Annotated in this window: 16 protein-coding genes and 6 pseudogenes; 15 read left to right on the top strand and 7 right to left on the bottom strand. The window is 48.1% G+C overall.

The window, feature by feature from the left end; translation table 11 throughout:
* The 5 genes and pseudogenes from JCM16496_RS01550 to JCM16496_RS01530 form a co-directional block, all read left to right on the top strand.
* On the top strand, positions 1–2,085 hold a 2,085-nt coding region (locus JCM16496_RS01550; RefSeq protein ID WP_145973812.1), incomplete at its 5' end, for a fimbrillin family protein.
* Between the two features lie 273 nt (positions 2,086–2,358).
* A complete protein-coding gene (locus JCM16496_RS01545) occupies positions 2,359–2,964 on the top strand; it encodes a DUF4254 domain-containing protein (protein WP_025831836.1) in 606 nt (201 codons plus the stop codon).
* Positions 2,961–4,006, top strand: a pseudogene (locus JCM16496_RS01540) (glycosyltransferase family 9 protein). The gene JCM16496_RS01545 and the pseudogene JCM16496_RS01540 overlap by 4 nt, the downstream one beginning before the upstream one ends.
* Before the next feature lie 132 nt (positions 4,007–4,138).
* On the top strand, positions 4,139–5,191 hold the full coding sequence (locus JCM16496_RS01535) for a glycosyltransferase family 10 domain-containing protein (protein ID WP_025831834.1): 1,053 nt from the start codon (positions 4,139–4,141) through the stop codon (positions 5,189–5,191).
* Positions 5,188–5,952 carry a lipopolysaccharide kinase InaA family protein gene (locus JCM16496_RS01530; RefSeq protein ID WP_025831832.1) on the top strand — a complete coding sequence of 255 codons (765 nt, stop codon included), beginning with the start codon at positions 5,188–5,190 and terminating at the stop codon, positions 5,950–5,952. The genes JCM16496_RS01535 and JCM16496_RS01530 overlap by 4 nt, the downstream gene beginning before the upstream one ends.
* On the opposite strand, the gene JCM16496_RS01525 is transcribed toward JCM16496_RS01530, so the two are convergent.
* Positions 5,939–6,451, bottom strand: coding sequence for an FAD synthase family protein (locus JCM16496_RS01525; protein ID WP_025831830.1), 513 nt, complete (start codon positions 6,449–6,451; stop codon positions 5,939–5,941). The genes JCM16496_RS01530 and JCM16496_RS01525 overlap by 14 nt on opposite strands.
* A gap of 23 nt (positions 6,452–6,474) precedes the next feature.
* Complete coding sequence (locus JCM16496_RS01520) at positions 6,475–7,512, bottom strand: pyridoxal-phosphate-dependent aminotransferase family protein (RefSeq protein ID WP_025831828.1); 1,038 nt, start codon at positions 7,510–7,512, stop codon at positions 6,475–6,477.
* 140 nt (positions 7,513–7,652) lie between these two features.
* On the opposite strand from JCM16496_RS01520, the gene JCM16496_RS01515 reads away from it, so the two are divergent.
* Positions 7,653–8,498: a LicD family protein gene (locus tag JCM16496_RS01515; protein ID WP_025831826.1), complete on the top strand. Its 846-nt coding sequence runs from the start codon at positions 7,653–7,655 to the stop codon at positions 8,496–8,498.
* 3 nt (positions 8,499–8,501) lie between these two features.
* Here JCM16496_RS01515 and JCM16496_RS01510 read toward each other — a convergent pair whose 3' ends face one another.
* Positions 8,502–9,554: a CDP-glycerol glycerophosphotransferase family protein gene (locus JCM16496_RS01510; RefSeq protein ID WP_025831824.1), complete on the bottom strand. Its 1,053-nt coding sequence runs from the start codon at positions 9,552–9,554 to the stop codon at positions 8,502–8,504.
* A gap of 109 nt (positions 9,555–9,663) precedes the next feature.
* Here JCM16496_RS01510 and pdxB point away from each other — a divergent pair.
* A pseudogene (gene pdxB, locus JCM16496_RS01505) lies at positions 9,664–10,712 on the top strand (4-phosphoerythronate dehydrogenase PdxB).
* Here pdxB and purN read toward each other — a convergent pair.
* A pseudogene (gene purN, locus JCM16496_RS01500) lies at positions 10,692–11,314 on the bottom strand (phosphoribosylglycinamide formyltransferase). The pseudogenes pdxB and purN overlap by 21 nt on opposite strands.
* 98 nt (positions 11,315–11,412) lie before the next feature.
* Between purN and JCM16496_RS01495 the strand changes: the two are divergent.
* Genes JCM16496_RS01495 through rnc form a run of 3 tightly spaced genes read left to right on the top strand, consistent with a single transcriptional unit; the run spans position 11,413 to position 13,825 of the window.
* Positions 11,413–11,649, top strand: coding sequence for an acyl carrier protein (locus tag JCM16496_RS01495; RefSeq protein WP_004291965.1), 237 nt, complete (start codon positions 11,413–11,415; stop codon positions 11,647–11,649).
* A gap of 21 nt (positions 11,650–11,670) precedes the next feature.
* Complete coding sequence (gene fabF, locus JCM16496_RS01490) at positions 11,671–12,936, top strand: beta-ketoacyl-ACP synthase II (protein WP_025831804.1); 1,266 nt, start codon at positions 11,671–11,673, stop codon at positions 12,934–12,936.
* 7 nt (positions 12,937–12,943) lie between these two features.
* Positions 12,944–13,825, top strand: a complete 882-nt coding sequence (gene rnc / locus JCM16496_RS01485; RefSeq protein WP_025831802.1) for a ribonuclease III — start codon at positions 12,944–12,946, stop codon at positions 13,823–13,825.
* On the opposite strand, the pseudogene JCM16496_RS01480 reads toward rnc, so the two are convergent.
* Positions 13,784–14,793: pseudogene (locus JCM16496_RS01480) on the bottom strand (ATP-dependent 6-phosphofructokinase). The gene rnc and the pseudogene JCM16496_RS01480 overlap by 42 nt on opposite strands.
* Before the next feature lie 122 nt (positions 14,794–14,915).
* Between JCM16496_RS01480 and JCM16496_RS01470 the strand changes: the two are divergent.
* Positions 14,916–16,425 (top strand): annotated as a pseudogene (locus JCM16496_RS01470) (GH3 auxin-responsive promoter family protein).
* A 22-nt stretch (positions 16,426–16,447) separates the two neighbouring features.
* Here JCM16496_RS01470 and mnmA read toward each other — a convergent pair.
* Positions 16,448–17,515: a tRNA 2-thiouridine(34) synthase MnmA gene (gene mnmA / locus JCM16496_RS01465; RefSeq protein ID WP_439644502.1), complete on the bottom strand. Its 1,068-nt coding sequence runs from the start codon at positions 17,513–17,515 to the stop codon at positions 16,448–16,450.
* A gap of 171 nt (positions 17,516–17,686) precedes the next feature.
* Between mnmA and JCM16496_RS01460 the strand changes: the two genes are divergently transcribed.
* The 4 genes from JCM16496_RS01460 (at position 17,687) to cysS (ending at position 23,159) form a co-directional block, all read left to right on the top strand.
* Positions 17,687–19,459 (top strand): DUF3857 domain-containing protein, encoded by a 1,773-nt coding sequence (locus JCM16496_RS01460; protein WP_244440188.1) that lies wholly within the window; start codon positions 17,687–17,689, stop codon positions 19,457–19,459.
* Positions 19,456–19,674 (top strand): DUF3858 domain-containing protein, encoded by a 219-nt coding sequence (locus tag JCM16496_RS25375; RefSeq protein WP_500778588.1) that lies wholly within the window; start codon positions 19,456–19,458, stop codon positions 19,672–19,674. The genes JCM16496_RS01460 and JCM16496_RS25375 overlap by 4 nt, the downstream gene beginning before the upstream one ends.
* Before the next feature lie 5 nt (positions 19,675–19,679).
* Positions 19,680–21,575 (top strand): DUF3858 domain-containing protein, encoded by a 1,896-nt coding sequence (locus tag JCM16496_RS01455; protein ID WP_128809385.1) that lies wholly within the window; start codon positions 19,680–19,682, stop codon positions 21,573–21,575.
* Positions 21,576–21,683: 108 nt separating this feature from the next.
* Complete coding sequence (gene cysS, locus JCM16496_RS01450) at positions 21,684–23,159, top strand: cysteine--tRNA ligase (RefSeq protein WP_025831796.1); 1,476 nt, start codon at positions 21,684–21,686, stop codon at positions 23,157–23,159.
* A 139-nt stretch (positions 23,160–23,298) separates the two neighbouring features.
* Here cysS and JCM16496_RS01445 read toward each other — a convergent pair.
* Positions 23,299–25,328: pseudogene (locus JCM16496_RS01445) on the bottom strand (patatin-like phospholipase family protein).
* Positions 25,329–25,359: the final 31 nt, after the last annotated feature.

Raw genomic sequence — 25,359 nt, 5'->3', positions numbered from 1 at the left:
TTGGCAGGCATCATGCTGGCAGCCTGCAACAACCAGGACGAGCCGACCGCAAACAACGGCTCACTGGAAGGGACACCCATCCGGGTGACCACACAAGTGATGGAAGCGGAGACCCGTGCGGAAATGGAGACCGATGACCTGACGGAATTCTACTTCCGGGTGACGGACGAAGGGGGAACCACCACGGATTATGACTACTTCACGAAGATGACCAAGGGAGAGGACGGCAATTGGACTGCCGAGACCTCGGAAATAGCTTGGAAGACGGCGAATGCACAAGTGAGCGCCGTGGCACAGAAGACGGCAAGCGGCTGGGAGGCATGGACGAAAGATGCCTATGACAGCGGCAAAGAGGTAAGCGTACTCGCCAACCAAAGCAGCAGCACCAGTACAGACGGCAGCATCAGCGACGAGAACGTAAAGGCCAGCGACCTGCTCTACATGCCTGCCACGGTGATAGACCCAAGCCATCCCACCGAGGGACAAATCAGCAACGACGGCAAAGTGGTGGTGAACATGAAGCATGCCTTTGCCAAGCTGAACATTACCGTAAACATCGGTACGGCGCAGGGAGGCGGCGAGGCGACCAACCCCATCACTGCCCTCACCGTGGGCGGCACCAAGCTGAAGGCAACTTTCAAGCCGGCAGATGCCACGCCGCTGACGGAAATCACCGCAAATAACCCGGCAACAGACATCACGGCACGGAACGAAAGCTACACCGCAGCCAGCACCACCAACCTGAATGCCAAAGCAGAGGCTGTGTACGAGTGCATCGTGATACCGCAAAAAGTAGCGAGCAACAGCTTTGTAGTGACAGCAACCATCGCCGGCACGAGCTATACCTACACACACAACAGCGCCATCACCTTTGCAGGAAACAAGAAATACACACTGGCCCTGAACTTGGGGCAGAACACAATGGGGATAGACGGAAGCGTCACGGTGGACGGATTTGATGAAACAATAGATATGGGTGGCGGCGAGATGCCTCCTGCCATGGCACTGACAGAGGACACAAAAGCATCTGCCAGCCTATCGGGAAGCGGAACAAGCGAATCAGACCCCTACCTCATCAACAACGCAGCGGACTTGAAGAAGTTCATCGACATGGTGAACACCAACAACCAATCAAGCAAATACTTCAAGCTCAATGCCGACCTCACCATAAATACAACGACATGGGCACCGATAGGAAACACCGACCACTATTTCAAAGGCAACTTCAACGGCAACGACAAAACCATCCGCGGACAGCTGAAGGCAGACGCCAACAACCCGCCAAACAATTTCGGATTCTTCGGATACATCAGCTATGGAACAGTGAAGAACCTGCACATGGAGGCTGACGTGACATACAGCGAAAACAGCAGCAGCAGATTTGTAGGCAGCATAGCGGGTTACTGCGAAGGCGGCTCGATAACCGACTGCACCAACAGCGGGAGCATTGATGGAGGGAAATACAATGCAACTGACTATCGAGAGAATTACATCGGCGGCATCGTAGGCTTTCTATATAATGGAAGCGTTTCCGACTGCGCCAACAGCGGAAACGTAAAGGGCACGGAGTGTGTACAAAATGGCACGAGCTACACCGGTGGCATTGCAGGAGCAGCTAGCATACCGTCATCCTCCACCGCCTTCATTACCGGATGCACCAACAGCGGTGACGTCACCGGAGTAAGTCCTGCCGAACAGAGTTCCTACATCGGCGGCATTATAGGCCTCTGTCGCACCGACATCACGAATTGCACCAACAGCGGTGACGTGAAGCAGGCAGCAGGCTTCGGATTCGTCATGGGAGGAATCTGCGGGAGCTTGGAGGGAGACATGCACCTATGCAAAAACAGCGGGAATATACACAAAACGACAGCAACGAGTAATTTCTGGAAGATCGGCGGTCTCCTTACAGGAGATATAGCCAAAAATAAAGCCATCTACAGTTGCTGCACCGCAGGCGGCACCTTGTATGAAGCCGACGGCACGAAGAGCGCCACGCAGTACATCGTTGGATATGACAACGGTACAAATAAAGGAATCACCGAAATGACCCCCTGCCCGGACTCGCACACCTCCGGAAACTAACCCCTTCCCCAGACTGTCCGAGAAGCTTGCACCTGCTTGCATTATGATATTTCTTAAGCACGGAATTACGCGGAAAACGCAGATTTCCCTTTTCCCTTTCCGCGAAATCCGTGCCTAAAAGAAAGTGTATGCAACCTTATCATCCTGTCGTGCAGAAAACGCGGACTCTTTTAAAGAACCGTGACCGAAGCCATGCAAAAAGGAAACTAATAATTGCATATCTAAGAAACTTTGCATAGCTTTGTAAAATAATAACATTTAATCCTTACAGCTATGAGTTTTACCACGCTTGGCAATCGTATCTTTACCGAGTCCATTCTCGACTATCACAAGACGAATGACGTAGACACCCCCATCCGGAATTCCTATCCCCTGAAAAGTATTGAATATTATCTCTATCTGAAAAACTGGATTGACACCGTCCAATGGCATTTGGAAGACATCATCCGCGACCCGAACATCGAGCCGGAGGAAGCCTTGAACATCAAAAGAAGAATAGACAAGTCCAACCAGGACCGTACGGATTTGGTAGAACTGATAGACAGCTATTTTCTTGATAAATACAAAGATATACAAGTGAAGCCCGATGCCACAATCAATACGGAAAGCCCCGCATGGGCCATAGACCGCCTGTCTATCCTGGCACTGAAGATATACCACATGCGCCAGGAAGTGGAACGCACCGATACCACACCCGAACACCACGACCAGTGCCTGTCCAAACTGAACATCCTGCTTGAGCAGCAGACGGATTTATCTACTGCCATCGAACAATTAATAGCCGACATAGAATCCGGACGCAAGTACATGAAAGTATACAAGCAGATGAAGATGTACAACGACCCCAGCCTGAATCCTGTACTCTACGGAAAGAAATGAGGCTGCTTGTTATCAGGTTCTCCGCCCTGGGCGATGTGGCAATGACCGTGCCGGTGCTTGTTTCACTGGCCAGGCAATATCCCGATGTCAGCATCACGATGTTGAGCCGCCCCTTTGTGCTGCCTCTGTTTGAGGAATCACCCCCAAACCTCCACTTCAAGGGGGTGGACTTAAGTCGGTACAAAGGTGCGGCAGGACTGTACCGGCTGTTCCGGGAGCTGAAAAGAGAGGGGAACTACGATGCCATAGCAGACCTGCACGATGTGCTCCGCACCAAGATTCTGCGGACACTCTTCAGATGGACCGGTGCAAAGGTGGCACACATAGACAAAGGACGCAAGGAAAAACGTGCCCTGACAGAACCTCGGCGCAAAGCACTGAAGCAGCTCCCCTCTTCCTTCGACCGTTACGAAGAAGTATTCGGCAAACTGGGCTATCCGGTACAGACGGCATTCCGCTCCATATTTGAAAAGGGAAAAGCGGACTGCGCCCTTTTCAGCCAGGTGACGGGCATCCCCGACGGCAAACATTGGATAGGCATCGCCCCCTTTGCAGCCCACAACGGCAAAAAGCTGCCCCAGGCAACCACCTTGCGCCTCATACACGAGTTGTCGGCAAACAGCGACTGGAGGATTTTCCTCTTCGGAGGCGGGAAAGCCGAAAATGAACTATTGGAACAATGGGCGGCAAACAGCCCCGACAACGTACTGTCCGTAGCCGGAAAGCTGAAACTAAAGGGAGAACTTGCCTTGATGAGCACCTGGATGTCATGGTATCTATGGACTCGGCCAACATGCACCTTGCCTCGCTCGCCGGCACACCTGTCGTGTCGGTATGGGGTGCCACGCATCCATACGCCGGATTCATGGGATGGGGACAAAGCATCGACAACGCCATACAGACCGACCTTCCCTGCCGGCCTTGCTCCATCTTCGGGAACAAGCCTTGCCGCAGAAAGGATTACGCCTGCCTCACCCGGATTACTCCCGAAATGATAATGCAGCGCATACGGCCTATAGTCGATGCGCCCGGACAGGCGTAAAGCACAGCAGTACAGCACACATTTAGCACGGCACATTTTGTATAGTCAACTTATGTTCCTATCTTTGCGCCTCTTTGAGCCATTGCGGCAGAAAAATGGCACAGAACCGGTATTATCTTAAACAAAGCAATAATGTATAAAGTCAAATTCACGCCCTATCGGGAAGGTTTAGGAACAATCATGCCCCGCCAGACAGCCGGACACAACTGCGTTTCCTCTGACGGCAGGTATCGATTTTATATTGGCGAAGAGATTGAAGACCCCGACTTCTGGGTGATACAGGGAAAAGGCATCCGCCACCCGCAAACATGCCTCGTGGCTCCCGAAAACACCATATTGCTCACCACGGAACCGCGCTCCGTATTGGTTTATCCGCAGAATTACATCAAACAGTTCGGCGTAGTGTGCTCGTGCCAGGAAAAGACCAGGCACCCCGACTTGCGGTTGGGCCCCGCCATACTGCCCTGGCATGTGGGCTTCAGGGAAACGGCAAACGGCTGCATCTACTCCAAGGACTACGACGGACTGAAAAGTGCCGCCACTCCGCAAAAAGACAAGCTGATTTCCGTAATCACCAGCAACAAGAACTTCACGCAGGGCCACATAGACCGCATCAAGTTCGTAGAAAAGCTCAAAGCATATTATGGAGACCGGCTTGACGTGTTCGGAAGGGGTTACCGCGACTTCGATGACAAATGGGATGTGTTAGCCCCCTACAAATACCACATTTCCATCGAGAACTCCTCACAGAGATATTACTGGACCGAAAAAATATCCGACTGCTTCCTCTGCGAAACGTTTCCATTCTATTACGGATGCACCAACCTGGACGACTATTTCCCCAAGGAATCTTTCCAGCCTATCGACATACACAACTTTGAAGGGACAGTGAACCTGATAGACCGCTGCATCCGTGAAGACAGATACAGAAACGCCGCGCCCGTGCTGAAGGAGTGCAAAGAGCGTGTGCTCGAAGAGTACAACATGTTTAACTATACAGCCGCCTTGTGCGACACCTTGAATCCTTGTCTGCCCAAGAAGGAAGTGACAATAGAGCCTTGCCACTCCATGCAGAACTGGCACAACTTCTATCACTACTCCATCGAACGCAACCTGTTCAAATGGAAGCAGAAGCTGAAAGAATGCTGTTCAGGACAATCCATCCTAATTTCAGAAAAGCCATGATGAAACTGAATCCCCGATACAAGGACAATCCGTCCGTAGCAAATTTCGTAGAGCAGCTTCCCCAACGGTTTGAGGAAGAAGGGCACATCGTGTACTCGGCACGCAACGTCATAAAAAGCTTCAGTCTGGACGACAGAACGCTTGTTGTCGTGAAAAAGTTCCACTCACTCCGTTGGCCACAGCGAATCATATACAGTTTCTTCCGCAAAAGCAAAGCCGAACGGGCTTTCCGCAACGCAATGGAACTACACCAAAGGGGAGTCTCCACTCCCTGCAACATAGCCTATCGGGAACAATGGAAGAATGGTCTGTACAAATACGGATATTATGTAACCGAACGAGACGATTCGCCCCCTATAAACGAGCGTCTGAACGTGCCCGAAGATTTTGACAGGATGCTTGCAGACGACTTTGCATCCTTTGCCGCCACGCTGCACCTGAAAGGCATTCTGCACCACGACCTAAACTCGACCAATGTGCTCTACCGGAAGAGCGGCAACTCCTATGCGTTCACCCTCATCGACATCAACCGGATGAGCTTTGCACCGGCAGGCCAGTCGCCCTCGCGCAAACAGTGCATACAAAACCTGACCCGCTTCACGGGACGTATGGACGTTTATGAGTACGTGGTACGCCAATATGCGCGGTGCCGCGGATGGGAGGTCGAGCCTTTCGCCTGCGAAGCCATTGCCGCCAAGGTGAAGCACGACAAGCAATGGCGACGGCGCAAAGCGTTTTTCGGGCATTTCAAGAAAAAGTAGGATTCTCTTTTCTTTCGTCTTCCGCCCAATTATAATCAAGTTCCGCTTCGCGCTGCATGGCGGCATCCACGATTTGAGTGGTAAAATCAATGATTTTCCGTTTAATGGTAGTGGTGCTGACGCCCGGAGTATAAGGGAAGTAAACGACTTGCTTGCCCGGTTGCGACTTCATCCATTCCAGCCCTTCCAGGTACTTGCCTTTCCAGTCATCACCAATAGTCACAATATCTATCTGCTCCCGTTGCAACTGGGCAATTTCGGTCAACTTCACCTGCTTCACCACTTTTGTCACGCATTTAATGGAACTGACGATGCGGAAACGTTGTTCGAAAGGGATGATGGGCTTCATGCCCTTGTACTTTTCTATAAGTTCATCCGTACTGACGCCTACTATAAGTTCGTCTCCCAATGCCGCCGACTTTTCCAGGATATTCAGATGCCCGATGTGGAACAAGTCAAAACTACCGGAAGTAAAGACCCTTATTTTTGCATTTTCCATAATATGTATTCTTCTGTTAAGTATTAAGCACTTTCTATCTCTTTGATACAGGCTGCAAGCTCATCCAGTTCCTGAAATGTCTGCAACCCCAAATGAGAAACTCTGAAATAATGGGGCGTACCACCGGGCATGATGTAAATGCCTTTCTTCATCAGTTCGGTAAACAGCTTGTCTCCATTGCGATGAACAAAGAAGCCGGTAATGCAGTTGGAGGGAACCTCTGCCGGAACCTCCCAACCATTCTGGGCACACAAGCCCCTGAAGTACAAAGCCCTCTGGCGAACAGTAGAGATTATCTTGTCAACACCCAGCGCTACATCCCGCTTCAAACGTTCGTGCAACTGCATGAAAAGCGTAGTCGCAGGACTATAAGGCGTCTGCCCCCTTTCCAGATTCTTAAGGTTCTCGGCAAAGTCGAAGTAATATCCTTTAGAGGCAAACGACATGCTTTTCAGGCGTTCCGACAGAACCAGGAAAGAAAGTCCCGGCGAGATATTCAACCCCTTCTGGCTGCTCGTAATGCAAATGTCGATTCCCAAGGCATCCATGTCCAAAGGGTCGGCAAGAAAGGAACTGATGGCATCTACCACCAGACTGACTCCATAACGCTGACAGACAGCTGATATTTTCTGCAAATCAAAGCATTGGCCGGTAGACGTTTCGTGATGCTGGCACAAAAGCACTCCGGGCAACGATTCTGACACAGCTTTATCCAAGGCTTCATAATCCATATCTTCGGCAAAAGGAACCTCAAAAACCTCTTTGGGACATCCGTAATATTCGCAAAGCCCTTTCCAACGATAGCCGAAAGAGCCGCCTGCCACAATGAAAGCCTTCCCGTGCAGAGGGACGTAGTTTGCCACAACCGCATCCATTGCCCCCGTCCCTGATGCGGTATAAGGTATAACCCTTCCACCCTGACAATGGATAAGCGACAACAGCATATCTTCCGACTCCTTTACCAACCTGGAAAAATCAGCGGTACGCATATAGGGGATAGGTTGCGCGGCTATCAACCGGATATCCTCTTCAATATCTCCCGGAAAAACATAAGACTTCATGACAATGATTCTTTTAAAATATCAACCAATAGATAAACATGGAGCAAAGATACAATAAATACAAGAATTTGCTTTAGAAGAAAGGATTATATCATAATAATTCCATATTTTTGTAAAACGAATGTTATATATAGGGAAAAATGGGAACCTTAAATGAAGAAAATACGCGTGAACTCCAGCTTGTGCTGCTAGATGTATTGACAGCCGTCAATACGGTGTGCCAAAAGCATGGCCTGCGCTATTATCTGATAGCAGGGACTATGTTGGGAGCCGTACGCCACAAAGGATTTATCCCCTGGGATGACGACGCAGACATCGCGCTCCCCCGAAAAGATTACGAAAAACTCATCGCTCATGCCAACGAATGGCTCCCATCCGAATACGAACTGGTAAGCGGGGACAAAGAGGCGCATTACCCGTATCAGTTTGCACGCATCCAAGACAAAAGGACTACATATATTCTGCGCAGAAGTTTCGACTACATAGGCGGAGTGCCCATAGATGTCTTCCCTTTGGATGGCATGACTGCAAATCCCATCAAACAATACATCCATTATTGCAAATACAGGATTATCGAGAAGATAATGTACTACAATTTAGTGAACCCATACAAACATGGGAAAGGCATACGTTCCATATATATACAGCTATACCACAAACTCTTTTCATCGGCATGGCTACATAAGACCTTGGACCGCATCCAGAAAGAGTATGACTACGAGACTTCCCCTTTGATTGCTGACCATGACAATAAACGGAGCAGAGGAATACTTCCGAAAGAAGTATACGGAACGCCCTCCCCGATTTCTTTTGAAGGAAAAATATTCAACGGAGTACAACAACCGGAAGCCTATCTGGCCCATTGCTATGGGAACTACATGGAAATACCCAAACAACACCCTCCCGTCAACTTCAGATATCTGGATTTAAAAACCCCTTACGAAAGATATATCAAAACGCATAAAAAGAACTCCCGGCAAGAATAAAAGCTATCGGCGTTTCACCATGCCAAAGGTTTTAATACTAGTATATTTCCGCCACAGATTCAAGGAACGGCAAGAAGGAACTCCATGACGACGAATGTAATCACGCACACCTTCAAGCATCCGATGGGCCACCCGACCATCGAGATAAGGGTCGTAATTGTCTACAACCCACTGCCGCAGGGCCGTCACTGTTTCATCGCACAGCACTTCATCATAGGCATCACACAAAGAGGCGGGGTTTGTTATGTTTTTCCAATAGATATCTTTCGCAATAGTACGCAAGGTGATGACAGGCTTGTTCAGTAGCAAAAACTCATAAACGGTAGACGAAGTATCGCTAATCATCACGTCGGCCATCAGCATATATTTCGTAACACTGAAATCGTCTATCCAAATAATATTATCCAGTTCCCCTGCCAGCTTCTTATATTCAAGCACCCAATCCTTGCGCGTCAGGGGATGGAATTTCAACAGCAACAAGACATCCCTCCGACAAGCCAACTCCATCAATGATTTTTTTATATGAGGCAATGAGGTCAACGAAGGTGAGAAGGTTGGTGCATACAGCACAATTTTTTGTTTTCCGCTTTCTTGCAACAGTTTCTTTCTTTCTTCATCAAAATCGTGCAAATGCGTTTTTATCCAATCCTGTCGTGTCCAACCGGTCTCCAACACCTCAAAATCTCTATATTTCTTTGACAACCGGGTAAACTCTTTGGTGAAATAAGGTCCTTGTGTAAAATAAGCATCAAAATAACGGCGAATAATCCAATGGTCTTTCTTTTCGGCTGCATAGCCATGAAATATCTGCACTTTCACTCCCGGTAGATAATAAGGGACTATATTGCCCGGGACAAAGATAGCATCCGGCTGAAAATCATAGACTTCTTGCATACTGTTTGTCCACCGAACATCATCCTTTAAAGGGAACTCCGGTATTTTTTTCCTATGCACATACCATAGTACAGTATTCCCGCCTTCCTGCACCGCTTCCAACTGAATAGGATTCAGTATATCAACAGCATACTTATTTTCACAAAACAAAACAATACGCATGACCTTTTTGTATTTATTACCAAACAAAGATATACTTTATTTTTCAATATATCTTCAATCATTCGTTTTATTCCTAATTTTGCAAGCATTAAAACAATGGAAAAACATCATGAAAGTTATCGTTGACAACAAAATACCCTTCATCAGGGAGGCCATCGAAAAGATAGCCGACAGCGTGGTTTACGTCTCCGGCAAGGATTTCACCCCGGAACTGGTGAAAGATGCCGATGCACTGATTATACGTACCCGTACCCGCTGCAACAAGGAATTGCTGGAAGGCAGTAAAGTCCGCTTCATTGCCACCGCCACCATAGGCTTCGACCATATAGATACGGAATATTGCCGTGAAGCAGGCATCGCTTGGACCAATGCCCCCGGATGCAATTCAGCATCCGTAGCCCAATACGTGCAATCAGCCTTACTGTTATTGCAACAGCTCAAAGGAGTACAACTGTCCGAATTGACATTAGGCATCATCGGCGTAGGCAATGTGGGTAGCAAAATAGCCCAAGTAGGGCAAGAACTGGGCATGCGTGTCCTGAAGAATGACCTGCCCCGCCAAGACAAGGAAGGAGAGGGCGATTTCAGTTCCTTGCAAACACTCGCAGCAGAATGTAATATCCTCACCTTCCACGTACCTTTATACAAGGAAGGGCCATACAAAACATTCCATTTGGCAGACCATACTTTCTTCCGGTCATTAAAACGCTGTCCCGTCATTATCAATACCTCACGTGGAGAAGTGATTGAAACCAATGCACTCCTGAATGCCTTAGAAGACGGACTGATTTCCGATGCCATCATTGATGTATGGGAGAACGAGCCTGATATCAATTTTACCTTATTAAATAGAGTGTTCCTTGGAACTCCCCATATAGCCGGTTATTCAGCCGACGGAAAAGCCAATGCCACCCGTATGTCCCTGGATGCCCTTTGCCGTTTCTTTCACATCAAAGCCGACTACCGCATCGCTTCCCCACCCGACCGACTATTACCGCCGGCAGCCTGGCAGAAGCATATCTGCAAATGTATGACCCGAGAAGGGACAGCGAAGCACTGAAAACACATCCCGAACAATTTGAAAAATTGCGGGGAGACTATCCGTTAAGAAGAGAAAAAGAAGCTTATACCTTTATGTTACAAAGCGGTCACCAATGACTCTATCACCCGCGGGTACCACTCATACTCCAGCCGGTGGATGCGTTGCGCCAGCTCCTCCGGCGTATCGCCCGGAAGTACGGGGCATTTCTGCTGGCAGATAATGCCGCCTTCGTCATAATGCTCGTTCGTATAATGGATGGTAATACCGCTTTCCTTTTCGCCGGAAGCAATCACTGCCTCATGCACACGGTCGCCGTACATTCCCTTTCCACCAAACTTAGGCAGCAACGAAGGATGTATATTTATCATTTTGCTGGGATAAGCATGCAGAATATTGTCCGGCACACGTGCCAGGAATCCTGCCAATACCACAAAATCAATATCATACTCGCGAAGCGTCGACAAAACAAGCTCTCCACTTTCCCAATCGCTCTTGGCAAACCAGCACAAGGCACTCCCAGCCCCTTGGCACGCTCTAAAACGAACGCATTCTGCCGGTTAGTCAAAACCAGAGCCACACGTGCCGAACCTTTTTCCCGGAAATAGCGGATAATATTCTCGGCATTCGTACCACTTCCCGATGCTAAAACTGCGATATTTTTTCCCATAACCCCTCCAATCACTGCACAAAACCGTGAAAAATGTGCAAAAATGTGCATTTAATTCATCAAATATTTGCGAGGAACGATAAATATTCATTCCTTTGCACCGCAAAATTAAAGAAATAAAACTAATTATTAATTAAAAACTTAAAGTTATGTCTGAAATTGCATCAAGAGTGAAAGCGATTATCGTCGATAAATTGGGCGTAGAAGAATCAGAAGTTACTAATGAAGCTAGCTTCACTAACGACCTGGGAGCTGATTCTCTTGACACTGTAGAACTTATCATGGAATTCGAAAAAGAATTCGGTATCTCTATCCCCGACGACCAGGCTGAAAAGATTGGTACTGTAGGTGATGCTGTATCTTACATCGAAGAACACGCTAAGTAATCTTATCCATTCGTTTATAACATGGAATTAAAAAGAGTTGTAGTAACAGGTCTCGGCGCCATTACTCCCATTGGCAACAGTGTTCCCGAATTTTGGGAAAATCTTGTGAATGGGGTTAGTGGAGCAGGACCTATTACTCATTTCGATGCATCGCTTTTCAAGACTCAGTTTGCATGCGAAGTAAAAGGCTTCGATGCTACCAAATATATGGATCGCAAAGAGGCTCGCAAGATGGACTTGTACACCCAATATGCCATTGCAGTAGCCAAAGAAGCGGTAGGTGATTCTGGGCTTGACGTCGAAAATGAGGATTTAAACAGAATCGGTGTCATCTTCGGCGCCGGTATCGGTGGCATCCGTACATTCGAAGAAGAAGCAGGCAACTATGCCTTGAACGGTAAAGAAATGGGTCCCAAGTTCAATCCGTTCTTCATCCCCAAGATGATTTCGGACATTGCTGCCGGACAGATTTCCATCATGTACGGTTTCCATGGTCCCAACTACGCAACTTGTTCTGCATGTGCCACTTCCACAAATGCCATTGCCGATGCATTCAACCTCATCCGCCTGGGTAAGGCCAATGCTATCGTAACCGGTGGTTCGGAAGCTGCCATCGCCGCTTGCGGTGTAGGCGGTTTCAATGCCATGCATGCATTGTCAACCCGCAATGATTCTCCCGAAACTGCATCCCGTCCGTTCAGCGCAAGCCGTGACGGATTCATCATGGGTGAAGGTGGCGGTTGTCTCGTTCTTGAGGAACTGGAACACGCCAAGGCACGCGGTGCCCAAATCTATGCGGAAGTTGCCGGTGTAGGAATGTCTGCCGACGCTCATCACCTGACAGCCTCTCACCCCGAAGGTTTGGGAGCCAAGTTAGTGATGCTGAATGCGCTGGAAGATGCAGAAATGAAGCCCGAAGAAGTAGATTATATCAATGTTCACGGTACATCTACTCCCGTAGGTGATATTTCGGAAGCAAAAGCAATCAAAGAGGTATTCGGACAGCATGCGTATGAGTTGAACATCAGTTCGACAAAATCCATGACCGGTCACCTGCTGGGCGCTGCCGGTGCGGTAGAATCCATTGCAAGCATCCTCGCCATCAAGAATGGCATTGTTCCTCCGACCATCAACCACGAAGAGGGTGATAACGACGAAAACATCGACTATGACCTGAACTTCACGTTCAACAAAGCACAAAAGCGCGAAGTGAACGTAGCTTTGTCCAATACTTTTGGATTCGGTGGTCATAATGCGTGTGTCATTTTCAAGAAATACGCAGAATAATAAGGTCGTGTTACGTAACCAAATAGATAAAATAAGGCTCTTATTCCGCAAGGATAGAGAGTCTTATTTTTGTTTTTACAGAATTCTCGGCTTCTTTCCACGTGACATCAAGGTTTATCAGCAGGCTTTGCTGCATAAATCCACTTCACTGCGTTCCGAAAAAGGGCGTCCCATCAACAACGAACGGCTTGAATTCTTGGGCGACGCCATCCTCGACGCCATTGTAGGAGACATTGTTTACCGCCATTTCGAAGGACGCCGCGAAGGTTTCCTTACCAATACCCGTTCCAAAATTGTACAGCGGGAAACGCTCAACAAACTGGCCGTGGAAATCGGACTGGACAAACTGGTGAAATACTCCACCCGCTCCTCATCCCACAACAGCTACATGTACGGCAATGCATTCGAAGCCTTCATCGGCGCCATTTATCTGGACCAGGGCTACGACCGCTGCAAGCAGTTCATGGAAGAGAAGATTTTCCAAAACTATATCGACCTCGACAAGATGTCTCGCAAAGAGGTCAACTTCAAGTCAAAACTCATCGAATGGAGCCAGAAGAACAAGATGGAGGTGTCTTTCGAGCTTATCGAGCAATTTCTCGACGAAGAGTACAACCCGATGTTCCACACCGAAGTCCGCATCGAAGGGATATCGGCAGGCACCGGCACCGGTTATTCCAAGAAGGAGTCGCAACAGAATGCAGCCCGGATGGCACTGAAAAAACTCAAAGGAGATGAAGCTTTCAAGGAGGAAGTCCAGACAGCCAAGGAGCGAAACCATGCAACAGAAACCGCCACGGAAGAAAATCCCATGGCAGAAGCTGTTGAAGAATCCTCACAAGAAAAATTAGCCGAAACAGATTCCCATCCTGCGTCCCTGGACAACTAAGTCATTGTCTTCCGTCACCAGTTTCAACTTGCCCGCAATCTCCTCCAGCGGTGCAGAAGCTATTTCATTCCCCTTTAAGGTAATCATCCGCCGAACAGCCCGTTGGCAATCAGTTCCGTGGCATGTCCGCCCATACGTGTGGAAAGGTTACGGTCAAAAGGTGTAGGTGAGCCGCCACGCTGAATATAACCCAACACAGTCTCACGGGTCTCAATACCCGTCTCATACTCTATCTCCTGAGCGATATACTCGGCTGCACGCTTCCGTCCGTCGGTCTGTATGCCCTCGGCAACGACCACGATAGAGTAAGGCTTACCTTTTTTCAATCTGTTCAGAATGGTATCACCTATTCTATGGATGTCGTAAGGAATCTCCGGAATCAGAATCACGTCACCACCGCCTGCCATACCGGAGTATAAGGCTATCCAACCTGCCTTGTGCCCCATCACCTCAATCACCATCACCCGTTTGTGCGAGCTGGCCGTGCTGTGCAGCCGGTCGATGGCATCCGTAGCAATGCTGACGGCAGAATCGAATCCGAAGGAAAAATCGGTTCCCCAAATATCATTGTCTATGGTTTTAGGTACAGACACAATATTCAGCCCCATAGCAGAGAGTTTGGCGGCCGTCTTCTGCGTACCGTTCCCACCGATGCAGACCACACAATCAAGTCCCATCTCTTCGATATTCCGCGCTATCAGTGCCGGTTTGTCCACACCGGACATCACGCCGTTCTTCTTAAAGGGCTTCTCGCGTGAAGTACCGAGCATCGTACCGCCCAAGTTTAGCAAACCGGATAAGGATTTTTCAGTAAACGACTCCACATCCTTGGTCAGCAGCCCCTGAAAACCGCTGTGAATGCCAATTACTTCCATTCCATAATGGTTGATAGCTGTTTTGCATACACCGCGAATGGTAGCGTTGATGCCGGGACAGTCGCCTCCTGAAGTCAAAATACCTATTCTCATGACATTTTTGTTTGGATTATTGTTCTATAAGTCCGTAAAGATAGAAAAAAAAGAGAAAAAAGATAGAGATGCCGATAAATAAGATTATTTTTGCGGTTTAAAATAAGATTTCACAAAGAACGATGAATATTACAAAGTTTCTGAATAAGGTGTATTTTGCTCCCCGTCTGAAAGAAATCGAACAATACACCAGCCATGCCGGTGAATTGCAACAGCTTGTACTGCAACGCCTCGTCCGGACAGCCACAAACACGGAATGGGGGAAGAAGCATGACTATGCCTCTATCCGTACTTATGAAGATTTCAAGAAGCGCCTTCCCATACAAACTTACGAAGAAGTAAAGCCTTATGTAACCCGCCTGCGTGCCGGTGAGCAGAATCTGCTTTGGCCCTCGGAAATACGTTGGTTTGCCAAATCATCGGGTACTACCAACGACAAGAGCAAGTTCCTGCCCGTCAGCCGGGAGTCCTTGCACGACACGCATTACAAGGGAGGCCGGGATGCCGTTGCCATCTATCTGGGACAGAATCCTGAAAGTCGTTTCTTTTCCGGTAAAGGGCTTATCCTTGGAGGCAGCCACGCTCCCAACCTGAACACCAACCACAGTCTTGTAGGCGACCTCTCTGCCATCCTCATAGAAAATATCAACCCACTGGTAAACTTTGTCCGCGTGCCCAGCAAGCAGACAGCCCTGATGGAGCATTTTGAACCCAAGATGGAGGCTATTGCCCGCGAAACCATCCATGCAAACGTCAGCAACCTTTCCGGCGTACCGTCCTGGATGCTTGTACTCATCAAACATATACTGGAAAAGACGGGAAAGCAGAGCCTTGAAGAGATATGGCCCAACCTGGAGGTATTCTTCCACGGCGGCGTTGCCTTCACTCCCTATCGCGAGCAATACAAAGACGTGATCCGCAGCAGCAAGATGCATTATGTAGAGACTTATAACGCCTCCGAAGGCTACTTCGGCACGCAGAACGACCCTGCCGACCCTGCCATGTTGCTGATGATTGACTACGGTATCTTTTACGAGTTCATCCCGCTGGAAGATGTAGCAAGGAGAATCCGCGTATCTACTGCCTCGAGGAGGTGGAGCTGAACAAGAACTACGCCATGATAATCTCCACTTCTGCCGGTTTGTGGCGATATATGATTGGGGATACGGTGAAGTTCACATCGAAGAATCCCTATAAGTTCGTCATCACCGGACGTACCAAGCACTTTATCAACGCGTTCGGCGAAGAACTGATTGTGGATAATGCGGAAAGAGGACTTGCCAGGGCATGTGCCGAGACCGGTGCACAGGTCATAGACTACTCTGCCGCCCCAGTCTTTATGGACCGGAACGCCAAATGCCGCCACCAGTGCTGATAGAGTTTGCACAAATGCCGGACAGCCTGGAGAAGTTCGCCAAAGTATTGGACGATACCCTGAAAGAGGTGAACTCCGACTACGAAGCTAAAAGGCAGAATGATCTGGCGCTGCAACCGCTGGAAATCATCGTTGCCCGTCCCAACCTCTTCCACGACTGGCTGGATAGCAAGGGGAAACTCGGCGGACAACATAAAGTGCCCCGACTCAGCAATACAAGGGAATACATAGAAGAAATGCTGAAGCTGAATGAATAGCAAAATATAAAAGCAGATTTTATCACAAAATAATTCCACCGCCCAGCAGCCGCCCGCTTTCATCATAGAAAGCCGCTGCTTGCCCCGGCGCAATAGATTCCAACGGCTCTATCAGGTGGACATGCAGCAGTCCCTCCACTGTAAGGCTTACCTTGCAGTGGTTTGCCTGCTTACGGTAGCGTATCTTCACAATAACCTCGTCTGCACCCAGCACACAGTTGTTCTCCACCAGGTTCCACTCTCCCAGCCACATTTCCTGCTTGTAGAGGGAAGAGAGCGGAGCTAAAACGACTTCATTGCTTTCCACTCTTGTCTCTTTCACAAAAACAGCCTTGTTCAGATGGATACCCAAGCCCCTACGTTGCCCTACGGTATAAAACGGATAGCCCTCATGCCATCCCAAGAAATCTCCCTTTTCATCGACGAATCTACCTTTACCGGGTAATAGTGTTTCAGGAACCTCACGCTTCAAAAAGGAACGGTAATCCAAAGGGCAAAAGCACACACCTATACTGTCTTTCTTCGCAGCCACCTGCCCGAAACCACGCTCCGCCGCATACGAGCGCGCCTCATTTTTCGTAATATCCCCCATCGGAAGCAACATACGCTGCAGGATGTCCTGCTTCAATCCCCACAGAAAGAAAGTCTGGTCTTTGTCCTTATCTGCGGCAGGAGCTATATAATACTTTCCTCCGGACAAGACTTTACGCACATAATGTCCGGTAGAAATCCAATAAATCCCCTTTTCATCGGCTATTTTAGCCAACAGCGCCCACTTCAGCTCATTATTGCATACCGTGCAAGGAACGGGAGTGCGCCCCCTTAGATACTCTTCCACAAAATAGCGGATAATACGCGAACGGAAAAGCTCGCGTGCATCATAGGTAATGTGTTTCATCCCCAGCTTCAGGGCCAGAGCCCGTGCATCTTCCAGATACCCGGTCTCATCTCCTGCCTCATAAAAACGAAAAGTCACGCCAGTCACCTCATAACCGGCTTCCTGCAACCTCATGGCGGCCACGGAACTATCCGTGCCGCCACTCATGCCCAATATAACTTTTCTACCAGCTTCCATCAACACTGTATCCATGCGTCATTATCTCTCTATATAAACTATAACAAAGATACTTGTTTTGGCAATGCCAACCAACTCAAATATAAAAAACAGCCAATAAGCTGATAAACAAAAATTAATCGGTTTTATTTAAACAACTGAAATAAATAATGATTATCTTTGTATATATGCTAATAGACAATAGATATGAAAAACGCCGTACTGTTCCTTTCTTTGCTTGTTTATAATTGCTATCTTTTTGCACAAGCCTCCGAAAACCTCATCCCGAATCCGAAATTCGGTAAACCAACCACAGAAGAACTTACAATGACCAGTTACGTACCCGATTCCAGTGCGGTAGCCGTTGTTTTGTACAAACAGACTCTGGTAGACTACAACTGGCTATCGGAGAACTTTAGCATAACATACAGTTACAAAACACGCATCAAAATATTAAAAGATGAAGGTACCTCATATGCCAATGTCACCATCCCATTTTACGAGCCGAAAAGCAACCGGACAGTCAAAGAAACCATTTCCGGCCTGAGTGCCTATGCCTACAATATGGAAAATGGGAAAATGGTACGCACCAAGATGAAGAGAGAGGAAGTATTCGAAGAAAGGCTGAACGATTCTTATCAACAAATAAAGTTCTCCATCCCACAAGTCAAGATTGGTACAGTCATCGAATACGAGTACAAAATATTATCAGACTTGTACTATCACATCCGCGACTGGCAGGCACAAGATGACATACCAGTCTTCTACACTGTATTCGAAGTCACCATACCCGAATACTTCAAGTTCAACATTGATACTCACGGTATGGAACATCTGGAAACAAAGCAGGGACGAGTAAACCAAAGTTTCACCATCAACGCGCAATTATTACAATGTAACGCTTCACACAGTACATTCATAGGCCATCAATTACCCGCCATCAAAGATGATGCCTATGTGTGGTGTCCGGAGAACTATTCTGCCCAAGTCAACCTGGAACTGCAAGGCTATGCTTTCCCCGGAATGCTTTACAAGAACTTCACACAGACATGGGAAGAAATAGAACAACTACTATCAGATGACCAAGACTTCGGTGGACGACTGAAAATGAGTAATCCATTCAAAGAGGAAATGGCTGCTTTGCATCTGGAACAAATTGATAATATTGCAGAGAAAATCAGTGCCATCTATACCCTGCTGAAAAGCAAGGTGATATGGAACGAAAAATATGCCTTGTACGGACAAAGCACCCGACAGATTTTAAAAGATGGTACGGGCAGCAACGCCGACATAAACTTTCTATTCATCAGTATGCTGAAAGATGCAGGTATCGATGCATACCCGATAGTCATGAGCCGCCGCGACCAGCCCATGATACCCTATTCACATCCCAGCCTGCAGAAATTATCCACATTCATCGTAGGCATTGCCGATACTGACAGTACACTTGTCTACCTGGATGCATCCGTACGTGACGGATACATCAACGTATTGCCCCCGTTATTGATGACCAACCGAGCCCGCTTGCTGAAACCTCAACAAAGTCAGTGGATAAACCTGCAGAATATCTACAAAAACTTCACGCGCAGCACTATCCAGGCGACCATTTCGCCGGATGGAAAACTGACCGGAAAACGCATGACAAGTTATAGCGGGCAAAGCACTGCCGATTTACGAAAAGAATTCCGTACGTCTAAAGACAGCCTGGACTTTATCCAAAGAATCTGCAACCGCGAAAATATAGAAATTAAAAGCTACACAGCCACAAAGTTACACAGTTTCTCCCCGACTATACAAGAAACCATGGAATTTGAAAAACAAGTTACAATCAACGATTCCTATATCTATGTCAACCCTCTCGTCTTCCTGCACATATCAGAATCCCCGTTCAAGCAGTCAGAACGGAGACTACCGGTGGAATTCGCCTATCCTGAATCGCTGAACATAGGGATTAATCTTACCATCCCCGAGGCTATGTGATTGATGAGCTGCCTGAAAGCAACAAAATAGTCACTTCGGATGGAAAAATGTCTGCCCTCTACTATATCGTGCAAAAAGGTCGTCAGGTTAACATAAGATATACTTTTAGCCTAAGCCAACTCTTATATGCTCCAGACAGTTATTCTGAACTGAAAACATTCTGGGAGCAATTAGCTAAAAAAAACAATGCAATGATGGTCCTGAAAAAGAATTGAGAGAAATGAATAGATACATGATAAAGATTGTGACCGTCTGTCTGGTTTTGTTTCTGGCGTTACAATATATCCCGGCCAATGCACAAAAAAACTTATACCCAAATGCTTGTTCCATAGTGGAAAATGCAGAAACGGAAGTGATTTACAACTCACCTGCAGATGCTGTGTGCAAAGAACGGCGAACAGTCACCGTCTTCAATGAAAAAGGGAAGGGTGCGGCTAACTTCCACAGCGCCTATAACGAAAAGTATTCTTCTCTGCGGAAATTCTCGGGTACAGTGACCGATAGCAACGGCAAGGTTATCCGCAAACTCAAGAAAAGTGATCTGCAAAGCAATGAATACTCGGCCGAGCTGGCAAGCGATGTCTACCGTTATTTCTACATGTACGCTCCCTCACAATATCCCTTCACCATCACTTATGAATGGGAAGAGAAATATACGGGCGGACTGATAGGCTTGCCTACCTTCCTGCCGCAGCAAGAGTACAATCAGGCGGTAATCCGCGCATCTTACCGCCTGCTGACGCCCTCCGGTGTTCCTTGTCGTTACCATGCCATAAACTGCCAGGCAGACATCAGCCAACAGCCTACCGAAGACGGCAAGCAGCTAACCCAAGTTCTTATAAATAATCTGCCTCCTATCAGCCGAGAACCGTTCAGCCCAAAGCTCAATGAATTGTTACCACGTGTATATTTTGTCCCCGAAACATTCACTTTCGACAAAACTTCCGGCAGGATGGACAGTTGGAAGAACTATGGGATATGGCAATACACTCTGCTAAAAGATAGGGACTATTTGCCGCAGGAATTTATACAGAAACTAAAGGAAATGACCGCAGACTGCAAAACCGACCGCGAGCGGGTACAGACCATTTATGATTATCTGGCTTCCACCACCCGCTATGTCAGCATACAACTGGGCATCGGAGGGCTTCAACCGATGCCTGCCGCCGACGTACACCGTACGGGGTTCGGAGATTGCAAAGGGCTGTCCAACTATACCCGTGCCATGCTTTCAGCCCTCGGAATACCCTCCTACTACACTGTCATCAGTACCGACAACGAACGTTTCCTGCCCGACTTTGCCAGTGCCAATCAAGCCAATCACGTTATATTGCAGGTACCTTTACCCGGTGATACACTATGGCTGGAATGTACCAATCCAAAACTGCCGTTAGGATATGTCCACCACTCCATTGCCGGGCACGATGCACTTCTGATTAAGCCCGAGGGAGGCATACTTCACCGCCTCCCCACTTACGCAGACTCACTCTGCACGCAAGTGAACAAAGCAATAATTGTTTTGGCACCTGACGGCAAAGCTTATATCGACGTATGCCAACGCTCACGGTTATTCCAGTATGAGGACAATTGGGGGCTGAACACCATACCACCCAACAAACAGAAAGACTATCTGCGCTCCAGCATCAACCTTGTGCAGGCAGAAGTGGACAATATCCGCTATAATGAACAGAAACAGCAGATGCCCTCCATGGATATCTCTTACAACATCAGCAGCAACCAGTACGGCAGCCAGACCGGAAAGCGTCTGTTCCTGCCGACTAATATTTTCCACCGTAGCTTCTATACTTCCAATGAAAGTGCAGAACGCACACAAGACATTTTGATAGAATATGGATATGTAGATACTGATTCCATACAAATCCAGTTGCCAGACGGCTATACAATAGAGTCACTGCCCACCACCACCCGGCAAGAGACAGCCTTCGGGACCTTCAGTACCTCTCTGCAGACCGTCGAAAACAATATACATATCGTTCACCGACTATTCATGAAACGAGGCAGATATCCCAAAGAAGAATATGGCAAATTCCTTGAATTCAGAAAGGAGGCAGCAAAGCAATATAATTCGAAGATTATTATCCGGAAAAAGGAGTAAACGCAACAAATACTCCGGTAATAAAAGGAAAAGCATCTGCGAAGAGAACCGATTAATAAATTATTTGTTGTAACTTTGTGCATTCAAAAGAACAAAATCTCAACTGTTATGGAACATCAACTGACCATTTACAACACTTTAAATAGAAAAAAGGAGCTGTTCGTACCGCTGCATGCACCGCATGTAGGCATGTATGTCTGCGGACCGACCGTGTACGGTGACCCGCACTTGGGACATGCACGCCCTGCCATCACTTTCGACCTGCTGTTCCGCTACCTGACGCACATCGGCTACAAGGTGCGCTATGTCCGTAACATTACCGACGTGGGCCATCTGGAGCACGATGCCGACGAAGGTGAAGACAAGATTGCGAAAAAAGCCCGTCTGGAACAACTGGAACCAATGGAAGTGGCACAGTACTACATCAACCGCTATCATAAGGCGATGGACGCATTGAATGTGCTGTCTCCCAGTATCGAGCCACATGCCAGCGGCCACATCATCGAACAGATAGAACTTGTTAAGGAGATATTGAAGAACGGATATGCCTACGAAAGTGAAGGTTCCGTTTATTTCGATGTAGAAAAATACAACAAGGACCATCACTACGGCAAGCTCTCCGGACGCAACCTGGATGATGTTCTCAACACCACCCGCGAACTGGACGGACAGAGCGAGAAGCACAATCCCGCAGACTTTGCTCTTTGGAAATGTGCGCAACCGGAACACATCATGCGTTGGCCTTCCCCGTGGAGCGACGGCTTCCCCGGCTGGCACGCCGAATGTACAGCCATGGGAAAGAAATACTTGGGCGAGCACTTCGACATTCATGGTGGCGGTATGGACCTTATCTTCCCGCATCACGAATGCGAGATTGCACAATCCGTAGCTTCCCAAGGAGAAGATATGGTACATTATTGGATGCACAACAACATGCTGACCGTGAACGGACAGAAAATGGGTAAGTCTTATGGTAACTTCATCACATTGGAAGAGCTCTTCAAAGGCACGCACCCCATGCTGGAGCAAGCCTACAGCCCAATGACCATCCGATTCTTCACCCTGCAAGCCCACTACCGCAGTACGGTAGACTTCAGCAACGAAGCGCTGCAAGCCGCCGAAAAGGGATTGGCAAGACTGATGGATGCTGTACATGGACTGGACAAGATTACCCCTGCTGCAACCTCCACCATAGACGTGAAATCCCTGCGTGCCAAGTGTTACGAAGCCATGAATGATGACTTGAACTCACCGATTGTCATCGCCCACCTCTTCGACGGCGCCAAGATGGTAAACAATATCTTGGCTGGAAACGATTCCATCACAGCCGAAGACCTGAAAAAATTGAAGGAAACCTTCCACCTCTTCTGCTTCGACATCTTAGGATTACAAGAAGACAACGCCTCCAACGAAGAGCGTGAAGCCGCCTTCGGCAAAGTAGTGGACATGCTATTGGAAGAGCGTTCAAAGGCAAAAGCCAACAAAGATTGGGCTACATCCGACAAAATCCGCAATGAACTCACCGCACTCGGTTTCGAGATTAAGGACGGTAAGGACGGAAGCGAATGGAAGCTGAATAAATAATGAAGGTATCATAACTCACCGCAGAATCATACAGATTGGGGTAAGTTTTAGGCAGAAGAACAAAAGAACATATTTTTCTCTTGTTCTTCTGTTCTTTTGTCTGAAAACAAAATCCATGTAATATTTTGATATATCCTCGTTAGAATACGAATCCGAACCCTGCATACCACCCTACTTTCTTCGTCTGGTTGGACCAATTCAACTGTATCTCCACTGGTCCCAGAAAACTTTTGTACATATAGCCGATGCCTACCCCTGCCATATCAGCCGATTCGGAAGAGTCAAGAATCTGATGAAACTCCCCGGAGTTTCGCCCATAACTGCCCATCACTGATATATACTGGTTTTTCAAGATACGCTGTCTGAGGTTCATCCCTGCAACCAGCAGTGCGGCTTGTGACAGTTCCGCACGGTTGATGCCCGTAAACGGTATCTGCTGTGGCATATAGCGCCCCGGTATGGTTCCCCCCACTATATTAATGATGGCAAAAGGATAATTACCGCTTCCGGACAATACGCGTCCATAAAACGAAGGAGTGACAGTGAACTTACTCGAGGGAGAGAAACATCCCTGCCAACGGGCATCGAAAACAGAAATAGGATTGTTGTCCTTATACTGGAAGAAGTTATCCGTATAGAGATGGTAGGATACCGCCCACGACATGCCTTTTGTAGGGGCGCTCCTCTCATTCAAGTTGTTGAACACAAGTCCGGCAAAGTAACTGAATAAGGACGAATTTTCAAACAGTGCCGAAGCTAACGGGTCGAGCGACAGCAAATCATGATAGTGATAGTAATCAAAGTCAATACCCAGACTGACCTGAATATTGTTCCAATCCTTCGCCGCCCCCATACGGACCAGTTGATGTGTAAAAGTCAAATCCAGCGCCCGTTTGCCTTCATTGTAAATATTCATATCTTTATAGTCGAACTGATAGGCAAGTCCCGCCTGCCATCCACCCTCCCACTGGTAACTATATCCGAGTCGTGCCAGTGTACGCTTGCCCAGACGGGCAGTAAGGCTGACCAACGACTCGCGCTGCCGACCGAAATAGAAGTCCGTATTTGCCTGCAACGCCGCCAGTTCTTCCGTATCAAAGCGAAAACCGACATTCAGCTTGTTCTCCCGCACAGCAGGGGCGGCTATCTGGGAATCAACGGGAATCTCCCTATCAACAGCCACGCCGGGCAAGTGGAAAGGCCCCGGACGGCGAGGCTGATAATCGTCTGCAAGCCCCAGCTTCTGTTTCAGGGCAAGCAGTCCGTCCCAACTGTCCATGCAGCACGTTCTCCCCGCACCATCAGAGTGTCGATGGCCTCTTTAGTGAAACTTGCAGCCGAATAGCCGGAGACATCCACCTTTATCAGTACGTCGGTATTACGCAGATTCTCACGATATTTCTTCTCTCCTTGCAGATTAATGATTTGTCCGAAGATGTCTTTCACCGATTTCAGCTCGGAAGCCTTAAGCAGCGGACTCTGCACATCCACCCCGATAATGTAGTCGGCCCCCATGGCAAGCGCCACATCTACCGGATAGTTATTCACCATTCCACCGTCCACCAGCACCATTTCATCCAGGTCTACCGGGGCAAACACACCGGGAATGGACATGCTGGAACGCATGGCAGTGGCCAGTATTCCCTCATGGAACACGACTTCACTACCATTCACCAGATTTTCCGACACGCAGGCAAACGGAATAGGAAGGCGGCTAAAATCCACGGAATCCTGGTAACCTTCTGTCAACGTGGAGAACAAACGTGCCAGGTTCTTTCCTTTTATGATACCCGCATCCGAAACAGCGGCAGATTTCAAAGAAAACGGAATAGAGAGTACATAGCGCTCCGACTTCAACCGGTCGTCCAACAACACATCCTTAGGATTGGGGGCATCCGAGAGTAAGAATTTCCAGTTCTGGGCATTCACCATACTGTCCAATTGTTGCGGGGTATATCCGATAGAATACAAACCTCCCACAATGGCCCCCATACTGGTACCCACCACATAATCTATAGGGATACCCGCTTCTTCAATTACTTTCAGAGCACCGATATGCGCCGTCCCTTTGGCGCCACCCCCACTGAGTACGACAGCCACTTTCGGACGCCCGGACGCCCAAAGGACCATCGGCAAAAACAACAAACAAGCCCATAATCTGTACTTCATCTCCATCATTTGCTTAAATACGTATTGGTAA

This window comes from Bacteroides rodentium JCM 16496 (assembly GCF_000614125.1).
GTDB classification, from domain to species: domain Bacteria; phylum Bacteroidota; class Bacteroidia; order Bacteroidales; family Bacteroidaceae; genus Bacteroides; species Bacteroides rodentium.
This window is presented reverse-complemented; position numbering and strand designations above follow the sequence as displayed.

Excerpts from the sequence above, each read along its gene's own strand:
- JCM16496_RS01545 (WP_025831836.1), top strand. The coding sequence starts at position 2,359 with ATGAGTTTTACCACGCTTGGCAATCGTATCTTTACCGAGTCCATTCTC.
- JCM16496_RS01535 (WP_025831834.1), top strand. The coding sequence starts at position 4,139 with ATGTATAAAGTCAAATTCACGCCCTATCGGGAAGGTTTAGGAACAATC.
- JCM16496_RS01530 (WP_025831832.1), top strand. The coding sequence starts at position 5,188 with ATGATGAAACTGAATCCCCGATACAAGGACAATCCGTCCGTAGCAAAT.
- JCM16496_RS01525 (WP_025831830.1), bottom strand. The coding sequence starts at position 6,451 with ATGGAAAATGCAAAAATAAGGGTCTTTACTTCCGGTAGTTTTGACTTG.
- JCM16496_RS01520 (WP_025831828.1), bottom strand. The coding sequence starts at position 7,512 with ATGAAGTCTTATGTTTTTCCGGGAGATATTGAAGAGGATATCCGGTTG.
- JCM16496_RS01515 (WP_025831826.1), top strand. The coding sequence starts at position 7,653 with ATGGGAACCTTAAATGAAGAAAATACGCGTGAACTCCAGCTTGTGCTG.
- JCM16496_RS01510 (WP_025831824.1), bottom strand. The coding sequence starts at position 9,554 with ATGCGTATTGTTTTGTTTTGTGAAAATAAGTATGCTGTTGATATACTG.
- JCM16496_RS01495 (WP_004291965.1), top strand. The coding sequence starts at position 11,413 with ATGTCTGAAATTGCATCAAGAGTGAAAGCGATTATCGTCGATAAATTG.
- fabF (WP_025831804.1), top strand. The coding sequence starts at position 11,671 with ATGGAATTAAAAAGAGTTGTAGTAACAGGTCTCGGCGCCATTACTCCC.
- mnmA (WP_439644502.1), bottom strand. The coding sequence starts at position 17,515 with ATGGATACAGTGTTGATGGAAGCTGGTAGAAAAGTTATATTGGGCATG.
- JCM16496_RS01460 (WP_244440188.1), top strand. The coding sequence starts at position 17,687 with ATGAAAAACGCCGTACTGTTCCTTTCTTTGCTTGTTTATAATTGCTAT.
- JCM16496_RS01455 (WP_128809385.1), top strand. The coding sequence starts at position 19,680 with ATGAATAGATACATGATAAAGATTGTGACCGTCTGTCTGGTTTTGTTT.
- cysS (WP_025831796.1), top strand. The coding sequence starts at position 21,684 with ATGGAACATCAACTGACCATTTACAACACTTTAAATAGAAAAAAGGAG.